14 protein-coding genes are annotated in these 19,426 nt (G+C 60.4%); 7 read left to right on the plus strand and 7 right to left on the minus strand.

The features are described from left to right. The first annotated feature begins 101 nt into the window (after nucleotides 1-101). From lon to cmoB, 5 genes are all read left to right on the plus strand, one after another. On the plus strand, nucleotides 102-2,525 hold the full coding sequence (gene lon / locus IEQ42_RS10415) for an endopeptidase La (protein WP_228731971.1): 2,424 nt from the start codon (nucleotides 102-104) through the stop codon (nucleotides 2,523-2,525). A 217-nt stretch (nucleotides 2,526-2,742) separates the two neighbouring features. Next, on the plus strand, nucleotides 2,743-3,135 hold the full coding sequence (locus tag IEQ42_RS10420) for a protease inhibitor I42 family protein (RefSeq protein WP_047302952.1): 393 nt from the start codon (nucleotides 2,743-2,745) through the stop codon (nucleotides 3,133-3,135). A gap of 2 nt (nucleotides 3,136-3,137) precedes the next feature. Then, nucleotides 3,138-3,782, plus strand: coding sequence for a lysoplasmalogenase (locus IEQ42_RS10425; RefSeq protein ID WP_210703454.1), 645 nt, complete (start codon nucleotides 3,138-3,140; stop codon nucleotides 3,780-3,782). A 163-nt stretch (nucleotides 3,783-3,945) separates the two neighbouring features. Further along, nucleotides 3,946-4,689 (plus strand): carboxy-S-adenosyl-L-methionine synthase CmoA, encoded by a 744-nt coding sequence (cmoA, locus tag IEQ42_RS10430; protein WP_150595751.1) that lies wholly within the window; start codon nucleotides 3,946-3,948, stop codon nucleotides 4,687-4,689. After that, complete coding sequence (cmoB, locus tag IEQ42_RS10435) at nucleotides 4,686-5,642, plus strand: tRNA 5-methoxyuridine(34)/uridine 5-oxyacetic acid(34) synthase CmoB (RefSeq protein ID WP_210703455.1); 957 nt, start codon at nucleotides 4,686-4,688, stop codon at nucleotides 5,640-5,642. The genes cmoA and cmoB overlap by 4 nt, the downstream gene beginning before the upstream one ends. Nucleotides 5,643-5,807: 165 nt before the next feature. Here the strand turns inward: cmoB and tadA are convergent, their stop codons facing one another. The 7 genes from tadA to treP form a co-directional block, all read right to left on the minus strand. Continuing rightward, a complete protein-coding gene (tadA, locus tag IEQ42_RS10440) occupies nucleotides 5,808-6,308 on the minus strand; it encodes a tRNA adenosine(34) deaminase TadA (protein ID WP_210703456.1) in 501 nt (166 codons plus the stop codon). Further along, entirely contained in the window at nucleotides 6,308-7,684 is a 1,377-nt protein-coding gene (locus IEQ42_RS10445; RefSeq protein WP_042560900.1) for a multicopper oxidase family protein, read from the minus strand. The genes tadA and IEQ42_RS10445 overlap by 1 nt, the downstream gene beginning before the upstream one ends. 117 nt (nucleotides 7,685-7,801) lie before the next feature. Further along, the gene (locus tag IEQ42_RS10450; RefSeq protein ID WP_210703457.1) at nucleotides 7,802-8,092 is read right to left on the minus strand and encodes a PTS sugar transporter subunit IIB; all 291 of its coding nucleotides are present in this window, start codon (nucleotides 8,090-8,092) and stop codon (nucleotides 7,802-7,804) included. A 1-nt stretch (nucleotide 8,093) separates the two neighbouring features. Beyond that, nucleotides 8,094-10,631, minus strand: coding sequence for a phosphoenolpyruvate--protein phosphotransferase (ptsP, locus tag IEQ42_RS10455; RefSeq protein ID WP_210703458.1), 2,538 nt, complete (start codon nucleotides 10,629-10,631; stop codon nucleotides 8,094-8,096). Between the two features lie 62 nt (nucleotides 10,632-10,693). Next, nucleotides 10,694-11,917 carry a maltoporin gene (locus tag IEQ42_RS10460; RefSeq protein WP_210703459.1) on the minus strand — a complete coding sequence of 408 codons (1,224 nt, stop codon included), beginning with the start codon at nucleotides 11,915-11,917 and terminating at the stop codon, nucleotides 10,694-10,696. Between the two features lie 105 nt (nucleotides 11,918-12,022). Continuing rightward, nucleotides 12,023-13,669: an alpha,alpha-phosphotrehalase gene (gene treC / locus IEQ42_RS10465; RefSeq protein ID WP_210703460.1), complete on the minus strand. Its 1,647-nt coding sequence runs from the start codon at nucleotides 13,667-13,669 to the stop codon at nucleotides 12,023-12,025. 57 nt (nucleotides 13,670-13,726) lie between these two features. After that, nucleotides 13,727-15,169: a PTS system trehalose-specific EIIBC component gene (gene treP, locus IEQ42_RS10470; RefSeq protein WP_042560905.1), complete on the minus strand. Its 1,443-nt coding sequence runs from the start codon at nucleotides 15,167-15,169 to the stop codon at nucleotides 13,727-13,729. Between the two features lie 236 nt (nucleotides 15,170-15,405). On the opposite strand from treP, the gene treR reads away from it, so the two are divergent. Both treR and IEQ42_RS10480 read left to right on the plus strand, forming a co-directional pair. Continuing rightward, on the plus strand, nucleotides 15,406-16,110 hold the full coding sequence (gene treR, locus IEQ42_RS10475) for a trehalose operon repressor (RefSeq protein WP_042560906.1): 705 nt from the start codon (nucleotides 15,406-15,408) through the stop codon (nucleotides 16,108-16,110). 102 nt (nucleotides 16,111-16,212) lie between these two features. Further along, nucleotides 16,213-19,308, plus strand: coding sequence for a membrane-targeted effector domain-containing toxin (locus IEQ42_RS10480; RefSeq protein ID WP_210703461.1), 3,096 nt, complete (start codon nucleotides 16,213-16,215; stop codon nucleotides 19,306-19,308). The last annotated feature ends 118 nt before the right edge of the window (nucleotides 19,309-19,426 follow it).

The following is a 19,426-nucleotide window of genomic DNA, read 5'->3' on the forward strand; positions in this document are numbered from 1 at the left end:
CTGTCAAAACCCTGAACACACAAACAGAAACACACCCCCACCATTGAAACCACTCAAGCCCTGCCCCATCTAACACCCATACCCAATTGCGCAGGTGCCCCATGAGCGACCAGCAAGAATTCCCCGATAACTCCGACGACTACACCGAAGCCAGCGAAGACCACATCGAACACACCACCTCCGGCAAAGGCCTGGCACTGCCCGGCCAGAACCTGCCGGACAAGGTCTACATCATCCCGATCCACAACCGCCCGTTCTTCCCGGCGCAAGTGCTGCCGGTCATCGTCAACGAAGAACCGTGGGCCGAAACCCTCGAACTGGTCAGCAAATCCGAACACCACTCCCTGGCCCTGTTCTTCATGGACACGCCCCAGGAAGACCCGCGCCACTTCAACACCGACGCCCTCCCCGAGTACGGGACACTGGTCAAGGTGCACCACGCCAGCCGCGAAAACGGCAAACTCCAGTTCGTCGCCCAAGGCCTGAGCCGCGTCCGCATCAAGACCTGGCTCAAGCACCACCGCCCGCCGTATCTGGTGGAAGTCGAATACCCGCATCAGCCGACCGAGCCGACCGACGAGGTCAAGGCCTACGGCATGGCGCTGATCAACGCGATCAAGGAACTGCTGCCGCTCAACCCGCTGTACAGCGAAGAGCTGAAGAACTACCTCAACCGCTTCAGCCCCAACGACCCGTCGCCACTGACCGACTTCGCCGCCGCCCTGACCTCGGCCACTGGAGCCGAGTTGCAAGCCGTGCTCGACTGCGTGCCAATGCTCAAGCGCATGGAAAAAGTCCTGCCGATGCTGCGCAAGGAAGTCGAAGTCGCGCGCCTGCAAAAAGAAATCTCCGCTGAGGTCAACCGCAAGATCGGCGAGCATCAGCGCGAGTTCTTCCTCAAGGAACAACTCAAAGTCATCCAGCAGGAACTCGGCCTGACCAAGGACGACCGCAGCGCTGACCTCGAACAGTTCCAGCAGCGTCTGGAAGGTAAAGTCCTGCCGGCGCAGGTGCAGAAACGCCTCGACGAAGAAACGCACAAACTGTCGATCCTCGAGACCGGCTCGCCGGAGTACGCGGTCACCCGCAACTACCTCGACTGGGCGACGTCGGTGCCGTGGGGCGTTTATGGCGCGGACAAACTCGACCTCAAGCACGCGCGCAAGGTGCTGGACAAACACCACGCCGGCCTCGACGACATCAAGGACCGCATCCTCGAATTCCTCGCGGTCGGTGCCTATAAAGGCGAGATCAGCGGTTCTATCGTGCTGCTGGTCGGCCCGCCAGGCGTTGGTAAAACCAGTGTCGGCAAATCCATCGCTGAATCCCTCGGCCGCCCGTTCTACCGCTTCAGCGTCGGCGGCATGCGCGACGAAGCCGAGATCAAGGGCCACCGCCGCACTTACATCGGCGCACAGCCAGGCAAACTCGTGCAGGCGTTGAAAGACGTCGAGGTGATGAACCCGGTGATCATGCTCGACGAGATCGACAAGATGGGTCAGAGCTACCAGGGCGACCCGGCCTCGGCACTGCTGGAAACCCTCGACCCGGAACAGAACGTCGAATTCCTCGACCACTACCTCGATCTGCGCATGGACTTGTCGAAAGTCCTGTTCGTCTGCACCGCCAACACGCTTGATTCGATCCCCGGCCCGTTGCTCGACCGTATGGAAGTGATTCGTCTGTCGGGCTACATCACCGAAGAAAAAGTCGCCATCGCCAAGCGTCACTTGTGGCCAAAACTGTTGGAAAAGGCCGGCGTGTCCAAGGGTAGCCTGAGCATCAGCGACAGCGCCCTGAAAACCTTGATCGACGGTTACGCCCGTGAAGCCGGGGTGCGTCAGTTGGAGAAACAACTGGGCAAACTGGTGCGCAAAGCGGTGATGAAACTGATCGACGAGCCAAAAGCGATGATCAAACTCGGGCCGAAAGATCTGGAAGCCTCGCTGGGCCATCCGGTGTTCCGCAACGAGCAAGTGCTGTCCGGCACAGGTGTCATCACGGGACTGGCCTGGACCAGCATGGGCGGCGCCACGTTGCCGATCGAAGCGACGCGGATCCACACACTCAATCGCGGTTTCAAACTCACCGGGCAGTTGGGTGACGTGATGAAGGAATCGGCGGAGATCGCCTACAGCTACGTCAGCTCGAACCTGAAGCAATTCGGCGGCGATGCGAAGTTCTTCGACGAAGCCTTCGTCCACCTGCACGTACCGGAAGGCGCGACACCGAAGGATGGCCCGAGCGCCGGCGTGACCATGGCCAGCGCTTTGCTCTCTCTCGCACGCAATCAAGCGCCGAAAAAAGGCGTGGCGATGACCGGCGAGCTGACACTGACCGGACATGTACTGCCGATTGGCGGGGTACGTGAAAAGGTGATCGCGGCCCGGCGGCAGAAGATTTTCGAGTTGATCCTGCCAGAACCGAACCGGGGCAACTTCGACGAACTGCCGGACTACTTGAAAGAAGGCATTACCGTGCACTTCGCCAAGCGGTTTGCGGATGTGGCGAAGGTGCTCTTCTGAACATGAAGTAGCGACTGCACTACCGCTATCGCTGGCAAGCCAGCTCCCACAATGTTCATTGGTGCTCACAAATCTTGTGCTCTACCGAGAAACCTGTGGGAGCTGGCTTGCCAGCGATGGCGTCCTTGACGACACCGCCAAACCGCCCGACGGTCACACTTTGTCTCATCTTCGGTTATGCTCGCCGTTCGTCGCCAACGCCGGAGCCGCTGACCTTATGTCCCCCATTCGCCTGTTTGTCCCTATCGCCCTTTCTTTACTGGCCGCTTGCGCCACGCAGCCGAAACAGAACGTGACCGTGGAAAAACAAAGCGAATGCCCAGTGCGACTCACCACCGGGCAAAACCTGATCGTCATGCTGCCAAGCAACCCGACCACGGGTTATCGCTGGGCGATTCAGGATTCCGCCGGCGGCGTCTTGCGCGCCCTCAGCCCCGAGGTCTACAGCAACCCGGAAGATGCTGGCGTGGTCGGTGCTGCCGGGCTTTCCACCTGGCGTTTTCAAGCATTTGCCGCGGGCACCGGGCGTCTGCGTCTGACCTCGCAACAACCCTGGGCGCCGGAAGTGTTGCCGGTAGAAACCTTTGACTGCGCCATTTCGGTGAACTGATCGTGGGCTGGCTGATTCTGGCGCTGATGGGCGCGGTGACCTTTCTCTACGGCTTGAGCACCCACGCGGCGCTGCTTTGTCTGCTGGTCAAACCGTTGCCGGTGTTGGCATTGCTCGGCTGGCTGCACGACGCACCGCCCAGCGACTATCGCCGCTGGATCAGCCTCGGCCTGATTTTTTCCCTGCTGGGCGATGTGTTGCTGGCGTGGCCAGGGGATCTGTTCGTGTTCGGCCTTGGCGCATTTCTTGTTGCGCATCTGGCGTATCTCAAGGCTTATCTCAGTGACTGCAAACGTCTGGCGCTGTTGCCGCTGGTGTTCGCCGTCGCTGTCGGTGCGGTGCTGCTGGGGGTTCTGATTTCCAGCGGGCTGGGGCCGTTGCTGATTCCCGTGATCGTTTACGGCGCCGCCATCAGCGCCATGCTCTGGCGCGCCCTCGCCCGCCTCGGCAGCGATGTGCCCAAGCGCTCGGCGCTGCTGGCCGCCGGCGGTGCCTTGGCGTTCGTGTTCTCCGACAGCGTGATCGGCATCGATCGCTTTGTCGCGCCCTTCCATGCCGCGCCTTACGTCATCATCCTCAGTTACTGGCTCGGGCAGTGGGGTATCGCGGCCTCCGCGTTCTCCCAAAACAAACGCGCTAGCCTTTAAAAGATCGCAGCCTTCGGCAGTTCCTACAGAAAACCGCATTCCCATGTAGGAGCTGCCGCAGGCTGCGATCTTTTGATTTGCCGCTTTATCAGACAACCCAAGCATCCCCGCGCCACTTTGGCTAAAATGCCGGCCTTTTCCACCGACACCGCCGGAAACCGCCGTGAGCAAAGAACCCGATCGCATTTTCGCCCAGCCCCTGGACAAGGTGCCTGACTTCGCCTTCAACGAGGACGTGGTGCGCGTGTTCCCGGACATGATCAAGCGTTCGGTGCCGGGTTACCCGACCATCGTCGAAAACCTCGGCGTGCTCGCCGCTCAATTCGCTCAGCCGAACAGCGTGCTCTACGACCTCGGCGCCTCCCTCGGTGCGGTGACTCAGGCGCTGCGCCGCCATGTACGCACCGACGGTTGCCGGGTGATCGCTGTGGATAACTCGGCGGCGATGGTCGAGCGTTGCCGCGAATACCTCAATGGGCAGGACTCGATGTTTCAGGAGTTGCTGCCGGTCGAAGTGATCGAAGGCGACATCCTCGCCCTCGACTTTCAACCCGCCTCGGTGGTGGCACTGAACTTCACCCTGCAATTCATCGCCCCGGATCAGCGCACCGCGTTGTTGTCGCGCATCCGCCAGTCATTGCTGCCCGGCGGCGCACTGATTCTGTCGGAAAAACTGCGCTTCAATGACGCCGAAGAACATGCATTGCTGACCGATCTGCACGTCGCGTTCAAACGCGCCAACGGCTACAGCGAACTGGAAATCGCCCAGAAACGCAGCGCCATCGAAAACGTCATGAAGCCCGACAGCCTCGAAGAACACCGCGAACGCCTGTTGGCCGCCGGGTTCTCGAAAGTCGTGCCTTGGTTCCAGTGTCTTAACTTTGCCTCGTTGATTGCCTTGCCATGATTGATCTGTCCCCCCTCGCCCGCCGTCTGGCCGGTACACCGCTGGCCGAATGGGCCACCACCCTGCAGCGTCAACTCGACAAGAAAATGGAGAAGGGCCACGGCGATCTGGAGCGCTGGCAAAGTGCGCTGGACGCCTTGCCGAAGATCCAGCCGAGCGAAGTCGACCTGCTCAACGGCTTGAAACTCGACACCGATTGCGACGACGAAACCCGCGCGCAAATGCGCACCGCCCTGATGGGCCTGTCGCCGTGGCGCAAGGGGCCGTTCGATCTGTTTGGTGTGCACGTCGACACGGAATGGCGCTCGGACTGGAAGTGGTCACGGGTCGCCCCGCATCTGGATCTAAAGGGAAAACGCATCCTCGATGTCGGTTGCGGCAACGGCTACTACATGTGGCGCATGCTTGGCGCCGGTGCGGACAGCGTGATCGGGGTTGACCCGAACTGGTTGTTCTTCTGCCAGTTTCAGGCTGTGCAGCGCTATCTGTCTGAGCCAAACGCGTGGCACCTGCCCTTCCCGTTCGAGGATTTGCCGCCGAATCTGGAAGGTTTCGACACGGTGTTTTCCATGGGCGTGTTCTACCACCGCCGCTCGCCGATCGAGCACTTGCTGGCGCTGAAGGATTGCCTGGTCAAGGGCGGTGAACTGGTACTGGAAACGCTGGTGGTTGAAGGCGACAAGCATCAGGTGCTGGTGCCTGAAGACCGTTACGCGCAAATGCGTAACGTGTGGTTCCTGCCGTCGGTGCCGGCGCTGGAGTTGTGGTTACGGCGTGCCGGGTTTACCGATATTCGTTGCGTGGATGTCAGTACGACGACGATTGAGGAACAGCGCGGCACCGAGTGGATGAAGTATCAGTCGTTGAGTGACTTCCTTGATCCGGATGATCACAGCAAGACGATCGAAGGGCTGCCAGCGCCGATGCGAGCGGTCATCGTCGCCCGCAAGTGACTAAAACTCCCTGACACCGCGGTGAGCCCACCCCTCACCCCAGCCCTCTCCCCAGGGAGAGGGAGCCAGTTTTTTGGGGGTTCAGGATCTGAGTTCAACTCGATATCCCGGTCGCCGCACCTCTGCCAATCACCTCGGTCAGTCCCCTCTCCCTCTGGGAGAGGGTTAGGGTGAGGGGCTTTTGGCTCGGCGGGCTCTGAAGAACTCGGTCAACACCGTCCCACACTCCTCTGCCAACACCCCGCCCTCATACAACACCCGGTGATTCAAAAAGCCCTGGGTGAAAAACTGCCCCTGGCTTTGCACGATCCCGGCTTTTGGCTCCAGCGCGCCATACACCACCCGCGCCACCCTTGAATGCACGATCAAACCGGCGCACATGCTGCACGGCTCCAGCGTCACGTACAGCGTGCTGCCGGGCAGTCGATAGTTATCCACCGCCTGCGCCGCGGCGCGGATCGCGACCATTTCGGCGTGAGCGCTCGGGTCGCTGGCGCTGATCGGGCAGTTGAAGCCACGACCGATGATCTCGCCTTCCTGCACCAGCACCGCGCCCACCGGCACTTCGCCGAGGGCTGCGCCTTGCGCCGCAAGGGCAAGCGCTTCGCGCATGAAGTCGCGGTCACGGCTGCGGTCGATGATCGCTGCGGGGCGAATCTGGCGCATCACTTCACCTCGATGGCGGCCATCAGGCCGGTTTCCATGTGGTCGATCACGTGGCAATGGAACATCCATACTCCCGGGTTATCCGCAACCAGCGCCACTTGCGCGCGCTCGTTCTTGCCCAGCAGATAGGTGTCGGTGAAGTACGGGATGACCTTGTGCCGGTTCGACGCAATCACCTTGAAGCTCATGCCGTGCAGGTGAATCGGGTGCTGATACTGGGTCATGTTCTTCAATTCGAAAATATAGCTCTGGCCCAGTTTGAGACTGGCAATCGGACGATCGGCGCACGTCTTGTCGGTGATGTCCCACGCCTTGCCGTTAATCTGCCACAGACTTGGCGGCTTGCCGTTGTCGACGTTGACCGACACCGAACCGACCCATTCGAAATTGAAGTTGAGTTTCTCGGCATTGGCCAGGTCCGGTTCGGCCACCGGGTTGGCGGGCAGCGCCGGCGGCCACTCGGTCGGCGCGTCCGTGTTGGCCACCGAGCGCAGAGTGCCCAGACGCACCGGGCCATTGCGCAGCGACAATTCTTCGCCTGCCGCCGGTGCCTTGATCGCCAGGCAAATACGCATGCCGGGGCCGAGCCAGTATTCTTTGCCCAATGGGCGCGGCTCAACCGGGTTGCCGTCCAGCGCGTAGATTTTTGCCTCAACACCAGGAATGTTGATGCGGTAAGTCAGGGTGTTATCCAGATTGAGCAAACGCACGCGGGTGATCTGCCCGGCCGGCAGGTCGATCACCGGCAACGGCACGCCATTGATGGTCGACAAACGCCCCGCCGTACCACCGCGCGCGGCTTCACGGGGGATGCTGAATTCGACGAAATTGCCTTCTTCGTCGATGTGCCAGTTCTTCAGGCTCAGGGTCTTTTCGTAGTTGAAACCGGTCGGCTCGCGCTCTTCGATGATCAGCGGCCCGACCAATCCGCGCCCCAGTTCTTCGCTGCTGCTGACATGCGGGTGATACCAGTAGCTGCCGGCGTCCGGCACGCGGAATTTGTAGTCGAAGTATTCGCCCGGCAGCACCGGCAATTGCGACACGTATGGCACGCCGTCCATTTCCAGCGGCAGGCGAATGCCGTGCCAGTGAATGGTGGTCGCCACCGGCAGATGGTTGATGAACCGCACCCGCAGCCACTCGCCCTGACGCACGCGCAACTCGGTGCCCGGTGCCGACGGGCCGAACGCCCAGGCCTCGGTCTTGTGCCCCGGCACCAGTTCCACATCCAGGGGCGCGGCGATCAACTCGTAGTCGTGGCCCGCCTCGGCGTCAGCCATCTTGCCCAGCCAGTAACGCGACGCGCCCCCCGCTCCAACGCCTACGACAACAAGACCGGCCAGGCCACCGAGGATTTGGCGACGGGTAAAGGACATGAACTCAACTACCTCACGTATCAGCGACAGACCCCTGAAGGCCCGTAAAAGGCGAATACGATACACCTGCGGTTGAGAAACAGTAAGGGTGACCTGAGGCCGCACACCCCTACGGACTTATGGCCGCAGGCCGGTAATCAGGTGCACCACCCCATCCTCAAGGGGCATGACGCCCGCGACACCGGCCTCGTTCAATGCCTGACGGTCCATGCGTGAAACATCACGCAACACCACTCGCACCCGGGTCAGCGCCACCGGTTGCTGCAATTTGAGGTTATCCCCACCACCCAACGCCGCAACGATATCTGCGCTTAACCCCTCGGCAGGTTCGGCCGGTATTGTCGGCTCGTCCGGCACCAGGTCCGGGGTCAGGGCTTTCCAGAACGCCTGCTGCAATTTATCGAACATGTCAGTTCTCCAGAACCGGTGAAATATCGACCGTTGCCTCGTGATACAGGCGCAGTGCTTCGCGCACTTCCTCAGCGCTTTCCAGACTCTGTACCTGTTCGGCGATGGCCTTGCAGTCGAGCAGATCCACCTCCCGCACTGCCGCTTTGATCGCCGGAATCTGCGGCACGCTGACCGACAACTCATCCACGCCGAGCCCCAGCAACAGCGGCACGGCCAGGCGTTCCGAGGCCATCGCGCCACAGACGCCGACCCATTTGCCATGGGCGTGCGCGCCTTTGACGGTCATGGCAATCAGGCGCAACACCGAGGGATGAAAGCTATCGGCCTGACTGGCCAGGCGAGGATGATCGCGATCCATCGCCAAGGTGTATTGAGTCAGATCGTTGGTGCCGATCGAGAAGAAATCCACGTAGGGCGCAAACACATCGGCCATCAGTGCCGCCGCCGGCACTTCGATCATGATCCCCAGTTTCGGCCGTTCGACCAGGTTCAGTGCCTGCGCTTCCTCCTCCAGCATTTGCCGGGCCAGATGCAGCTCCGAGATTTGCGTGACCATCGGCAACATGATGTGCAGGCGCGTCAGACCGACACTGCCAAGGATCGCCCGAAATTGCTCGCGCAACAGTTGCGGGCGCTCCAGACACAGACGAATCCCGCGCAGTCCGAGGAACGGGTTGGTTTCGCTGTCCATCGGCACGTAGGCCAATGGCTTGTCGCCGCCGACATCGAGGGTGCGTACCACCAGATTGTGCGACGGCCCCACGGCCTGGGCGATGGCGCTGTAGGTCGACACTTGTTCGTCGAAAGTGGGCGCATGGTTGCGATCCAGATAAAGAAACTCCGAGCGCAACAGCCCGACGCCTGCACCGCCCAGGCCCATTGCCTGCTCGGTTTCACTCAGGGAGGAGACGTTGGCTGTCACCTCGATGTAGTGCCCGTCGCGGGTGCAGGCGGCCAGCGTCGCCTGTGCGTGGTCGTGTTGATGGCGCAGACGCTGTAGTTCGCGTCGGGCTCGCAATTGCTCGATGGCGAGCGGATCGGGATTGAGTTGCAGCTCGCCCTTGTCGGCATCGAGCAGCACCGTGCTGCCGTTCGCCAACGCCAGCACCTGCGCCGGCACCCCGCAAATCGCCGGCAGGGCAAAGGCCCGCGCAAGAATGGCGACATGACTGGTGGCGCCACCACCGACCGTGACGATGCCAAGCACCTTTGTCACATCGAGCCCCGCCGTCTGTGACGGCGTCAGTTGATCGGCGATCAGGATCGTCCCGTGCGGCAATGTCAGGACCGGGTCGTGCACGCCGAGAATCAACTTGAGGACTCGCAAGCACACGTCCGCCAGGTCTGCCGCACGTTCAACCAGCAACGGACTGGCCGACTGCCGAAACAGCGTCGCGGTCGACTCGGTTGCGGTACGCCAGGCAAACGCCGCGCTTTTGCCCTCGGCAATCAACGCTTGGGCCTGATCGAGCAGGCTCGGGTCATCGAGCAGTTCCTGATGAGCCTTGAAGATTTCCTCCTGAGCGCTGCCTCCCGCCGTGTCGCGCAAGTGCTGCAAGGCCATTCCCGCCTCGATCAACGCGTCCGTCAGCACCTCCTGTTCCGTTTTCACCCCGGCGCCGGACTCTTTTATGTCGAGGCTCGGCTCAGTGATCTGCATGACCTGGCCCAAAGCCGAGCCGGGCGATGCACAGACTCCACGCAGAACCGTCAGCACCTCAGGTTCGACGCTCTCGCAAGGCTCCGTCACAGGCAACGCCGTGACCGATTCCCCGCACCCTTCGGCGAGCAACCGCGAGAGTGTGCTGATTGCTGCTTGCGCGTCTTCGCCCACGGCGCTCACTTGCACGCTGTCACCCAAAGCGGTCTGCAACGCCATGATTGCCACCAGTGACTTGGCGTTGGCTTCGGCCTGCTGTTTATGCAGATAGATCTTTGCCGAAAAAACCTTCGCCGCTTGCGCGAACACCGCCGCCGGACGCGCATGCAGACCGTTGGGATTGGGCAGTTTCAGCACATCCGAGAAAATCACTTCGCCAGTTGGTGCGGCCTGTTCTTCGCGGATGGCATGCGCAACGGTGAGACTCAGCAGCGGTTGGCCCGTTTCGACCAGCCCCGTCTGCGCGGCCGTCCAGGTGAATGGCTCACCGCTGACCACCAGCATCAGGGTCATCAGGCTGCGCGCGTGCAGGGCGATGTAATCGGCATCGAACTCGATCAGCGTTTCGCCAGCCGCCACCCGCTGACCCTCTTCAACCAGGCGGGTGAAGCCCTGGCCGCCCAGATTCACCGTATCCAGACCGATGTGCAGCAACACCTGAACGCCATGGTCACCGGTGATGCTCACGGCATGCCCGCTTGCCTGCACGTTGCTGACCACCCCGGCCAGCGGAGCGCACAAGGCTGATGAAGTCGGGTCGATGCACAGGCCGTCGCCGATCACGCGATTGGCAAACACCGGGTCGGGCACTTGATCCATTGGGATCAGCACGCCGGACAAAGGCGCCAGCAGTTGCAATTGTTGGGGTGTGGCCATGATGTCACCTGCGGTTTTGTTCTTGGAAGTACCCGTGGAGCGCACCGCCCCACCAGCATCGCTTATTTCCACCAGTATTCGACCTGCAATCCAACGTTCGCTCCGTGGCGAGCGGTACCGAAAGCGCCGGTATCGGACAGCGCCGACCCTTGGGCCAGTTCGTTGGCCGCGCGTTTGGCTGCCTCGTTCCAACTGGCATAGGTGTAGTACAAACGCACCTCGGGGCGCGCCCAGAATTCCGGGCCCTTGGGTGACCATGTCGGCGCAACGGTGAACTTGCTCAATTTGCGCGTGCCGCCCGGTGCATCGACTTGATCATGACCCAGTTCGGTGACCAGTTTGAATTGTTCGGTAAGCGCATAGGTCGGACGCACGCCCAGCGACAGCCAGTTCTGGTCAGCGCCGTCCGGGCGAATGTCTTTTTGATACACCGCCTCGATTTGCCCGCCAAAACGCGGCGTCAGTTGCCAGTCGAAAAACTCGACAATCCGATAGCTTTTATTGCTGTCGTCCAGTTTGACGTTACCGGTATAGCCCAGCCCGGTGCCGGGCCCTTCGCCGTACTGCAAGGCCAGTTTGTTTTTGCCACCGAGAAAGTCCTTCTGCACATGCTGCGTGGTGATCGCCCAGCCCCGGTGCGCGTCGCGGCTGTCGGGCTTGTCGATATAGCTCAAGCCAAACTCAAGCTCGCCGCCGGGGTTGGTAGCGAACCCGGCGACGTTGAAGTCGTGCCGGTTGATGTAGTCCTTTTGATAGAGGTTGTCCTTGCGCGAAAAGGCGTAGCTGTATTTCAGATCGCCGATCAGCACGTCTTCGATCCCGCCACCGGTAGCGCTCTGGTTCCAGTAGTAGAAATCGGAAATGTGGATGTCATTACGTTTGTAGTAGCGGCGACCGGCCCAGAGCGAACCGCCATTGAGCGCGGGCATGTTCGACCACTGTGCATAGGCCTGCGGCAGACGCACCGAGCCGTTGTCTTCATTGAACGTGAGGCTTTGGTTGTAGCGGTTGTACAGCGAGACCATGCCATCGACGCTGAGTACCGAGCCATCGTCGAGGGTGTACAAATCCTGGCGCAACTCAAGCTCGCCGTACTGCTCGCATTCGTTGCCCAAGCGGTATTTGGTCTGCGCCCCCGGCAACTGGAAACACGATTGGCTACCGCCCTTGGTCGCGTTGCCAACGCCACTGCGCAAGTAACCACCGAACTCCAGCGCCGATGATGTCTGTGGTAACGCGAGGCATAAACCTGCGACTGCAAGGCTGCGATTAATTGTTGTTTTCATAAGCCACCCCATTATTTTTATTGTGTGTTTCCATGAATTCGGCGCGCAAAACTCCCCCGCGCAGTGCTCTGCGTGCTTTTTGAAAGCTTGTTTTTTAGTTAGGAATCAGGGATCAATCAGGTGCAGGACGAACGATTCATACGGGCGCAAACTCACCTGTCGATTACGTGGCGGGCAGTCCGGATAATTACTGACAAGCAACCGCTGGTTCAACGTCGCATCGATCTCTAACGGCAGTTCGATTTCACACGGTGTGGCATAGAAGTTGTTCACGATCAGCAGACGCTCGCCCACGCCTTCACGCAGGTAAGCCCAGACTTGCTGGTGCTCGGGCAACAGCTGTCGATAGACGCCCTCGGTGATTAGCGCCTCTGTACGCCTCAACGTGATCAAACGACGGTAATGATGCAGGACGGATTGTGCGTCATCGAGCTGATGGGCAACGTTGATTTGCGATGCGTTTGCCGGCACCCCGATCCACGGTTCGACGCGGCTGAAACCCGCATGCTGTTCCGCGTTCCAGTGCATCGGCGTACGCCCGTTGTCACGGGACTTCTGCATGATCGCCGCCATGTTGTCGATGTCGCTGGTGCCTGCTTCACGCTTGAGCCGAAAGATGTTCAGCGTTTCGACATCCCGGTACTGATCGATACGCTCGAAACCCGGATTGGTCATGCCCAGTTCTTCGCCCTGGTACACAAACGGCGTACCCTGCAAAAAGTGCAGCGCCGTACCGAGCATTTTCGCCGAGAGCTCACGATATTCGCCGTCATGGCCGAACCGCGAGACCACCCGAGGTTGATCGTGGTTACACCAGAACAGCGCATTCCAGCCACCACCGGCCTGCATGCCGGTCTGCCAGTCGGACAGAATCTGCTTGAGCTGGAGGAAATCGAAATCAGCGCGAACCCACTTTTCCAGGTTCGGATAATCGACTTTCAGATGATGAAAGTTGAAGGTCATCGACAACTCTTGCGACTGTGGATTGGAATAACGAATGCAGTGTTCGAGGCTGGTGGATGACATCTCCCCGACGTTGATCAGGTCGTGGCCGGCGAAGACCTCACGGTGCATCTGCTGCAAGTACTCATGGACGTTCGGCCCGTCGGTGTAAAAGCGTCGGCCGTCGCTGTTGTCCTCGGCAAAATCCGCAGGCTTGGAGATCAGATTGATCACGTCCAGCCGGAAACCACCCACGCCCTTGTCCCGCCAGAAGCGCATCATTTTGAAGACTTCGGCGCGTACCCTGGGGTTGTCCCAGTTCAGGTCCGCCTGGGTGTGGTCGAACAGGTGCAGATAGTACTGACCGGTCTGGGCCTCGTACTCCCAGGCCGAACCGCCGAACTTGGATTGCCAATTGTTCGGCTGATCGCGCCATATATAAAAGTCACGGTAGGGATTATCGAGGCTGCTGCGCGCCTGCTGAAACCACACATGCTCGATCGAGGTGTGGTTGACCACAATGTCGAGCATCAACTTGATCCCGCGCTTGCCCGCCTCGGCGATCAGCAACTCGCAGTCGGCCATGCTGCCGTAACTGGGATCAATCGCGTAGTAGTCGCTGATGTCATAGCCGTTGTCACGTTGCGGCGAGCGCAGGAATGGCGTGATCCACAAGCAATCGACGCCCAGCCATTGCAGGTAATCGAGCTTGGCCACGACGCCGAGCAAATCACCTGTCGGGTTGCCGGCATGGCTGTGAAAACTCTTCGGGTAGATCTGGTAGATAACCGAACGCTGCCAGTCTTGCATGGCACATTTCCCTCTTGATTTTAAAACCGGCAAACCCTGCGACAGCTCCTGCCGATATCAGGCAACCCGATAACCGGGGCGGACAATCTTCATGCTCAGCGCACAGGTCAAAACAAACGGCACAACCATGGCGATGATCATCCCGATCACGAACATCGGAATGAACTGCGGAATGATCGAGATAAACCCGGGCAAGCCGCCGACGCCGATGGCCGAGGCTTGAATCTTGTTAATCGACAGGAAGATGCAGCCCAGCGCCGAGCCGGTCAGCGCGGCGTAAAACGGAAATTTGTAACGCAGATTGACGCCGAACATGGCGGGTTCAGTGATACCGAAATACGCGGAAATCGCTGAGGTCGACGCCATGCTTTTGTCGCGCGCATTGCGCGTCATGTAGAACACCGCCAACGCCGCGCTGCCTTGAGCGAGGTTGGACATGACGATCATCGGCCAGATGAACGTGCCGCCCTGGGTCGAGATCAGTTGCAGATCGACTGCGAGGAACATGTGGTGCATTCCGGTGATCACCAGTGGCGCATAGAGCAGTCCGAAAATCGCCCCACCGACCATCGGCGCCAGGTCGAACAGCATGACCACGCCCTCGGTGATGTAGATACCGATGTGACGGGTTACAGGCCCGATCACCGCCAGCGCCAGAACTCCGGTGACGACAATCGTGGTGATGGGCACCACCAGCAATTGCACTGCGTTGGGCACGCGTGCCCGCAACCATTTTTCGATGACGCTCATCACGTAAGCGGCCAGCAGTATCGGCAGGATCTGCCCCTGATAGCCGACTTTCTCTACCTGGAACAATCCGAGGATGTCGAAGTACGGCATCTGCTGACCGTCCAGACCGGCCACCGCCTTGCCATAGTTCCAGGCGTTGAGCAGATCCGGATGAACCAGCATCAGGCCGAGTACGATACCGAGAATCTCACTGCCGCCAAAGCGCTTGGCCGCCGACCATCCCACCAATGCCGGCAAGAACACGAACGCGGTGTTGGCCATCAGGTTGATCAGACTCCACAGTCCCTCGAGTTTGGGGTAAGCATCCAGCAGGGTCTGACCTTCGATAAACATGCCTTTGGCGCCGATCAGGTTGTTGATGCCCATCAGCAAACCGGCAACGATCAGCGCCGGCAGGATCGGCATGAACACGTCGGAAAACACCCGCACCAGACGCTGCATGGCGTTGATCTTCTCGGCGCTTTTCTGTTTGACGTCGGCGATGGTCGACGCGGCGAGGCCGGTCTGGCGGCGCAATTCGGCGTAGACCTTTTCCACTTCGCCCGGGCCGATCACCACCTGATACAGACCGCCGGTGAAGAACGAGCCTTTGACCAGATCGATCTGGTTGAGCGTGGCGCTGTTGACCAGGGCTGGATTCTTCAAGGCCAGGCGCAGGCGCGTGACGCAGTGCGCGGCCTGTTCGATGTTCTCGCGACCGCCAAGGCTTTGCAGCAGCGCTCGGGCGATGTTCGGATAGTCGTGGCTCATGCTAGTTCTTCCGCTGTGGATTGTTGTTATTGGCAGCACGTGGAAACGGAAAGTACTCGTCTGTACGAGTTATTGCAACAACTCGTACAGACGAGTTTGTTTTTGTATGTTTTTGCCAGACCAGCAGAGAATTTTCCTACCGCAGCCTAAGGTGATTTCCAATCCCCACATGGACAAAGCCCTACCCTGCCCTTATGGTTCGAAGCTTTGAGCACAGCCGGCATCGAGCCCCTCTCATGAGCAAATACAACCAGATCTACAGCGATCTGCTGGCGAGTATCACCACTGAACGTCTGCAACGCGGCGCTCGCCTGCCCTCCGAAACCGAGCTGATGGACAGCTATCAGGCCAGCCGCGGCACAGTGCGCAAGGCCATCGAGCAACTTCAGGAGCGCGGTTTCGCGCAGAAAGTCCATGGCAAGGGCACCTTCGTCCTGTCGACCAACCCGATCGAATTTCAGCTCGGTGGCATCGTCAGTTTTCAGGAGACCTACCCACGCCTGGGCGACGACGTCAGTACCGCAGTGGTCGAGCTGGCGCAGATTCCCCTCGAAGGCGCATTGCTCGAACACATCGATGCGCAGCCCGGCAGCCTGATTACCCGGGTCAAACGGGTGCGGCGCATTGATGGCAAACGGGTGATCCTCGACATCAACCATTTTGTCACCGAGGTCATTCCCGGCCTGTCCCTCGATATCGCCGAGCAATCAATCTACGCCTACATCGAACAGACCCTGCAGCTTCAGATCGCCTACGCGCAGCGCACCATCGAAGCGCGCCCGTGCAGCAAGGATGACCTGTCGCACCTGGACCTCGACGGCCAGAGCCACGTGATCGTCGTCAGCAACCAGACATTCCTTCAGGACGGCCGCCAGTTCGAATACACCGAATCCCGGCACACCCTGGACAAGTTCTACTTCTCCGATGTGGCGCGGCGCTGACCCTCGACACGTTTGCAGACATCCTGTGCGGTAGGTATCTAATGCACGCCGCCGTAGCGATTCGGCCATGCTCGACCTTCATTTCTCAAGGATCGAGAGCACATGAAATCGCCCCCACAGCGTCGTCTGCCGAATGCGGCGGACAAAGCGTCACTCAAGGCCATCGCCACCACCGTCGTGCAGCTTTGCCCCAGCCTGTACGACGAGGCCCATCAAGTCGCCAGCGAGTTGCTGGTGCGCAAGGGCGCTACCGAGATCGACCCGGATCAGGTTTATTTCCATCGTTTCAACCTGGCGCAAAGCAGCACGCAGTCGTTTACCGGCTGGGAGCACACCGGCGAAAAGCCCTACGAATCGCTGACCCTCACCCAATTGGTGGTGCATCGCTTTCGCGCCACCGATCAGGACAATGCCGACTTGCTGGACCTCTACGGCGGCTTCTACACGGACGGGCCGCAGGCCGAGACGTTCGACCACACCAATGAAGTGCGCCTGCATGGCAACGAAGTGCTCAACGACTTCTGGGCCATTGATCTGAGCTCGCGCTACCAGCAAAAGCTGAACAGCTTCTGGAGCGCCCACGCGGAAGATTTCCGCACGTTGGCCAAGTGCAACTTTCTCAGTCAGGCGGTGCAGGCACTTGAACTCGAGCAACTGACCGGCAGCGATTTCCAATGGATCGTCGATGCGGTCATCGGCCCCGTTACCTGGCCGGTGACGCTGGCCATGTTGCAATCGAGCCACGCGACGACCAGTGATGTGCGCGCGTTTGATATCGCCGGGCATGTCGCCGTCAATCTGCTGCGCATCGTGGCTGCCGACGGCCGGCAGATCCTGTATCTGCCAAGCGCAGCGCAGGCTTTTGTGGTCATGCAGACCCCGGCGGACATGCACTGGTGGGTGCTCGAACAGATGAACGAGGCAACCCGGCGACAGGCGCTGCTCAGCCACTTTGCACTGGCAGATCGGCAGCAGATCACCGAGGGTCTCACCGAGTTGATGAACCAGCTGGTCGGCACCTGGGGCCGCGCCGACCATCACCTGATCAACCAGCAAAATCGCGCGATCAGCGGTGATGCGATGCGCTGGCTCGGTGAAGCGACCCGCGCCGCGATGCTCGCCGAGGCAAGCCTGTCCCTGACCTCCAACAGCGAACTGAGCAAGAAACTCTGGATCGGTTACCTGAGCGCGGGCCTCAAGGTATTCGGCCCCATGGCTGCGGTCGGCTGGCCGATTGCCTTGCCGGTGATTGGCGCCAGCCTCGCCAGCATGGGCCTGAATATCGATCAGGCGGTCAATGGCAAAAGCGCCAGTGAACGCAAGGCCGGGGTGCTCGGTGCGGTGCTCAGTGGCATTGACGCGCTATTCAACGTCGCGTTTCTCAAAGGCTCAGGCTCAACGCTGGAGGTCGGCGTTGAGGTGGACGCAGCAGAAGCCGAACAGATGGCCGAGCTCAGCGAAGCAACTGCGGCCCGGACGCCGGCGGATCCGCTTGCGCCTGAAGCACTCAGCGAAGCGGCCGAGGACGCCGAAACGCCAAATCCGGTCGCCGAGTTAACTTGGCCGGGCCCGGTTGATCGTGCGACCCCGCCACCGATTGCGCAGAGATACGTGTGCAACGAACTGCTCGAAGGGATGACCGCGCAAAGTGAGCCCGGTCAGTTTCAAGGGATCTTTCGCCTTGATCGTGATCCACCGTTCGCCATTCTGCTCAACAACAATCCGTACTACGTGCGCTTTTTCGGCGATGCCAGCGAGGGCGGCTATTGGGCGATTGTCGATCCGGATCGCCCCAACCAGTTCGTGCATTCGTTACCAGTGCGCCTGAACCCCCAAGGCGAGTGGGAGCGGATGCAGGCGCTGGGTCTTCGCGGCGGCGGCCAGTGCGCGGGCAAACAGTGCACGCCGTCTATCGAACTCAACACCCTTGAGTCGACTGAATCCACCGAGGCCGAAACGCTACCGCCGACAGAACCACAGTCGCCGATACCGCGCGCGGTGCGCATCGTGCCCTCGGCTTACGATATCGATCCGACGGTGCGCCGCTCGATCAAGGCCTGGGCGCTGAACCTCAACGAACCCCATGTCGAACTGACGCCCACCGCCGACGGCACTTTCGGCATGGAGGATCCCTTCGAGCTCCATGCCTTGGCCAAGCGGCAGTCGCTGCAAGTCGCCGCGAGAAAATTCTTCAACGATCTGCCGTGGATCACGCCGCCGCCGCGCCCGCCCATTGCCTTTGATGAGCAGACATCCATAGCCGAACTGCTCGACCGTATCTTTGAGTCAGCGCCCGGGCTGGTCGTGGGCGAGACTCTGGACCGCATCACCAGCATGCGCTTCATGATCGAAAACATGCCGGCGCTCGCCCGCCATGCCAAAACCCTTTATATGCGCGGCGTGCTCAGTGACTTCGCACAGGTGGACCTGAACCGCTACTTCACCAGCGGCGCCATGTCGGCGGACCTGCGCACTTATCTGACCAGTCTGGGCACCGACCCGGCGGGACGCTTCAATGCACTGGAACTGGTCAGGGTCGCCAGGGAAAACGGTGTGCGGGTACAGGGCATCGATTGCGCGGCGAGCTACAAGATGAGTTCGCCGGCCGCGCCCTACGACGAGCAAATGATCGGCACGTATCTGGCCAGTGACATCATGACCGGCGACACCTACATCAACAGTCCGCGAAAATGGATGGTGCTGACCGGCGCGCAGAACACCAACTCCTTCAGAGGCCTGGACGGTCTCGCCGAAATCAAGGGCGGCATCGGTTTGCGCATCGAAGAAGCGGCAATGGGCCAACCCATGGTGGTCGATGTCGATCCGGGCCTGGAAGTGCGTCGCGAGACGTTTTCCGCTGAAGCCGGAGCGTCGGTCAATCATGACGTGATTCGCACTGACCTGCGCCTGAGAATGCCGGCAGAACCGATGAACTGGAATGAGGAGACGCTGGACAACCTGCTGCATCGACGCGGCATGTTCATGTTCATCAGGAACAACGACAGCTGGACCGTGCTGCACCGCAGCAAGCGAGGCATGCTGATGCGCACACCCGTGACGCAACTGCCTGATGGCGGCGTTTCCCTGCATCGCCCTGGCTGGCCAAAGGTCAATGACATCCGCTTCGCCAACATCGAGGAACTGTCCCAACGCCTGACCGCAATGGGCCTGTCGCTGCAGAGCCGCCTGCCCGCCTGACACCCGCTCCAGACAGACAAAACCCCTGACGCGAGCCAGGGGTTTTGGTGTTTCCACGCCAGCCTCCATGGGCGATACATAGTTAGTGCCTGCACCCGTAGCCAATCGTTCATGCTCG

It is taken from the genome of Pseudomonas iridis (genome assembly GCF_017980685.1).
Taxonomy (GTDB): Bacteria; Pseudomonadota; Gammaproteobacteria; order Pseudomonadales; family Pseudomonadaceae; genus Aquipseudomonas; species Aquipseudomonas iridis.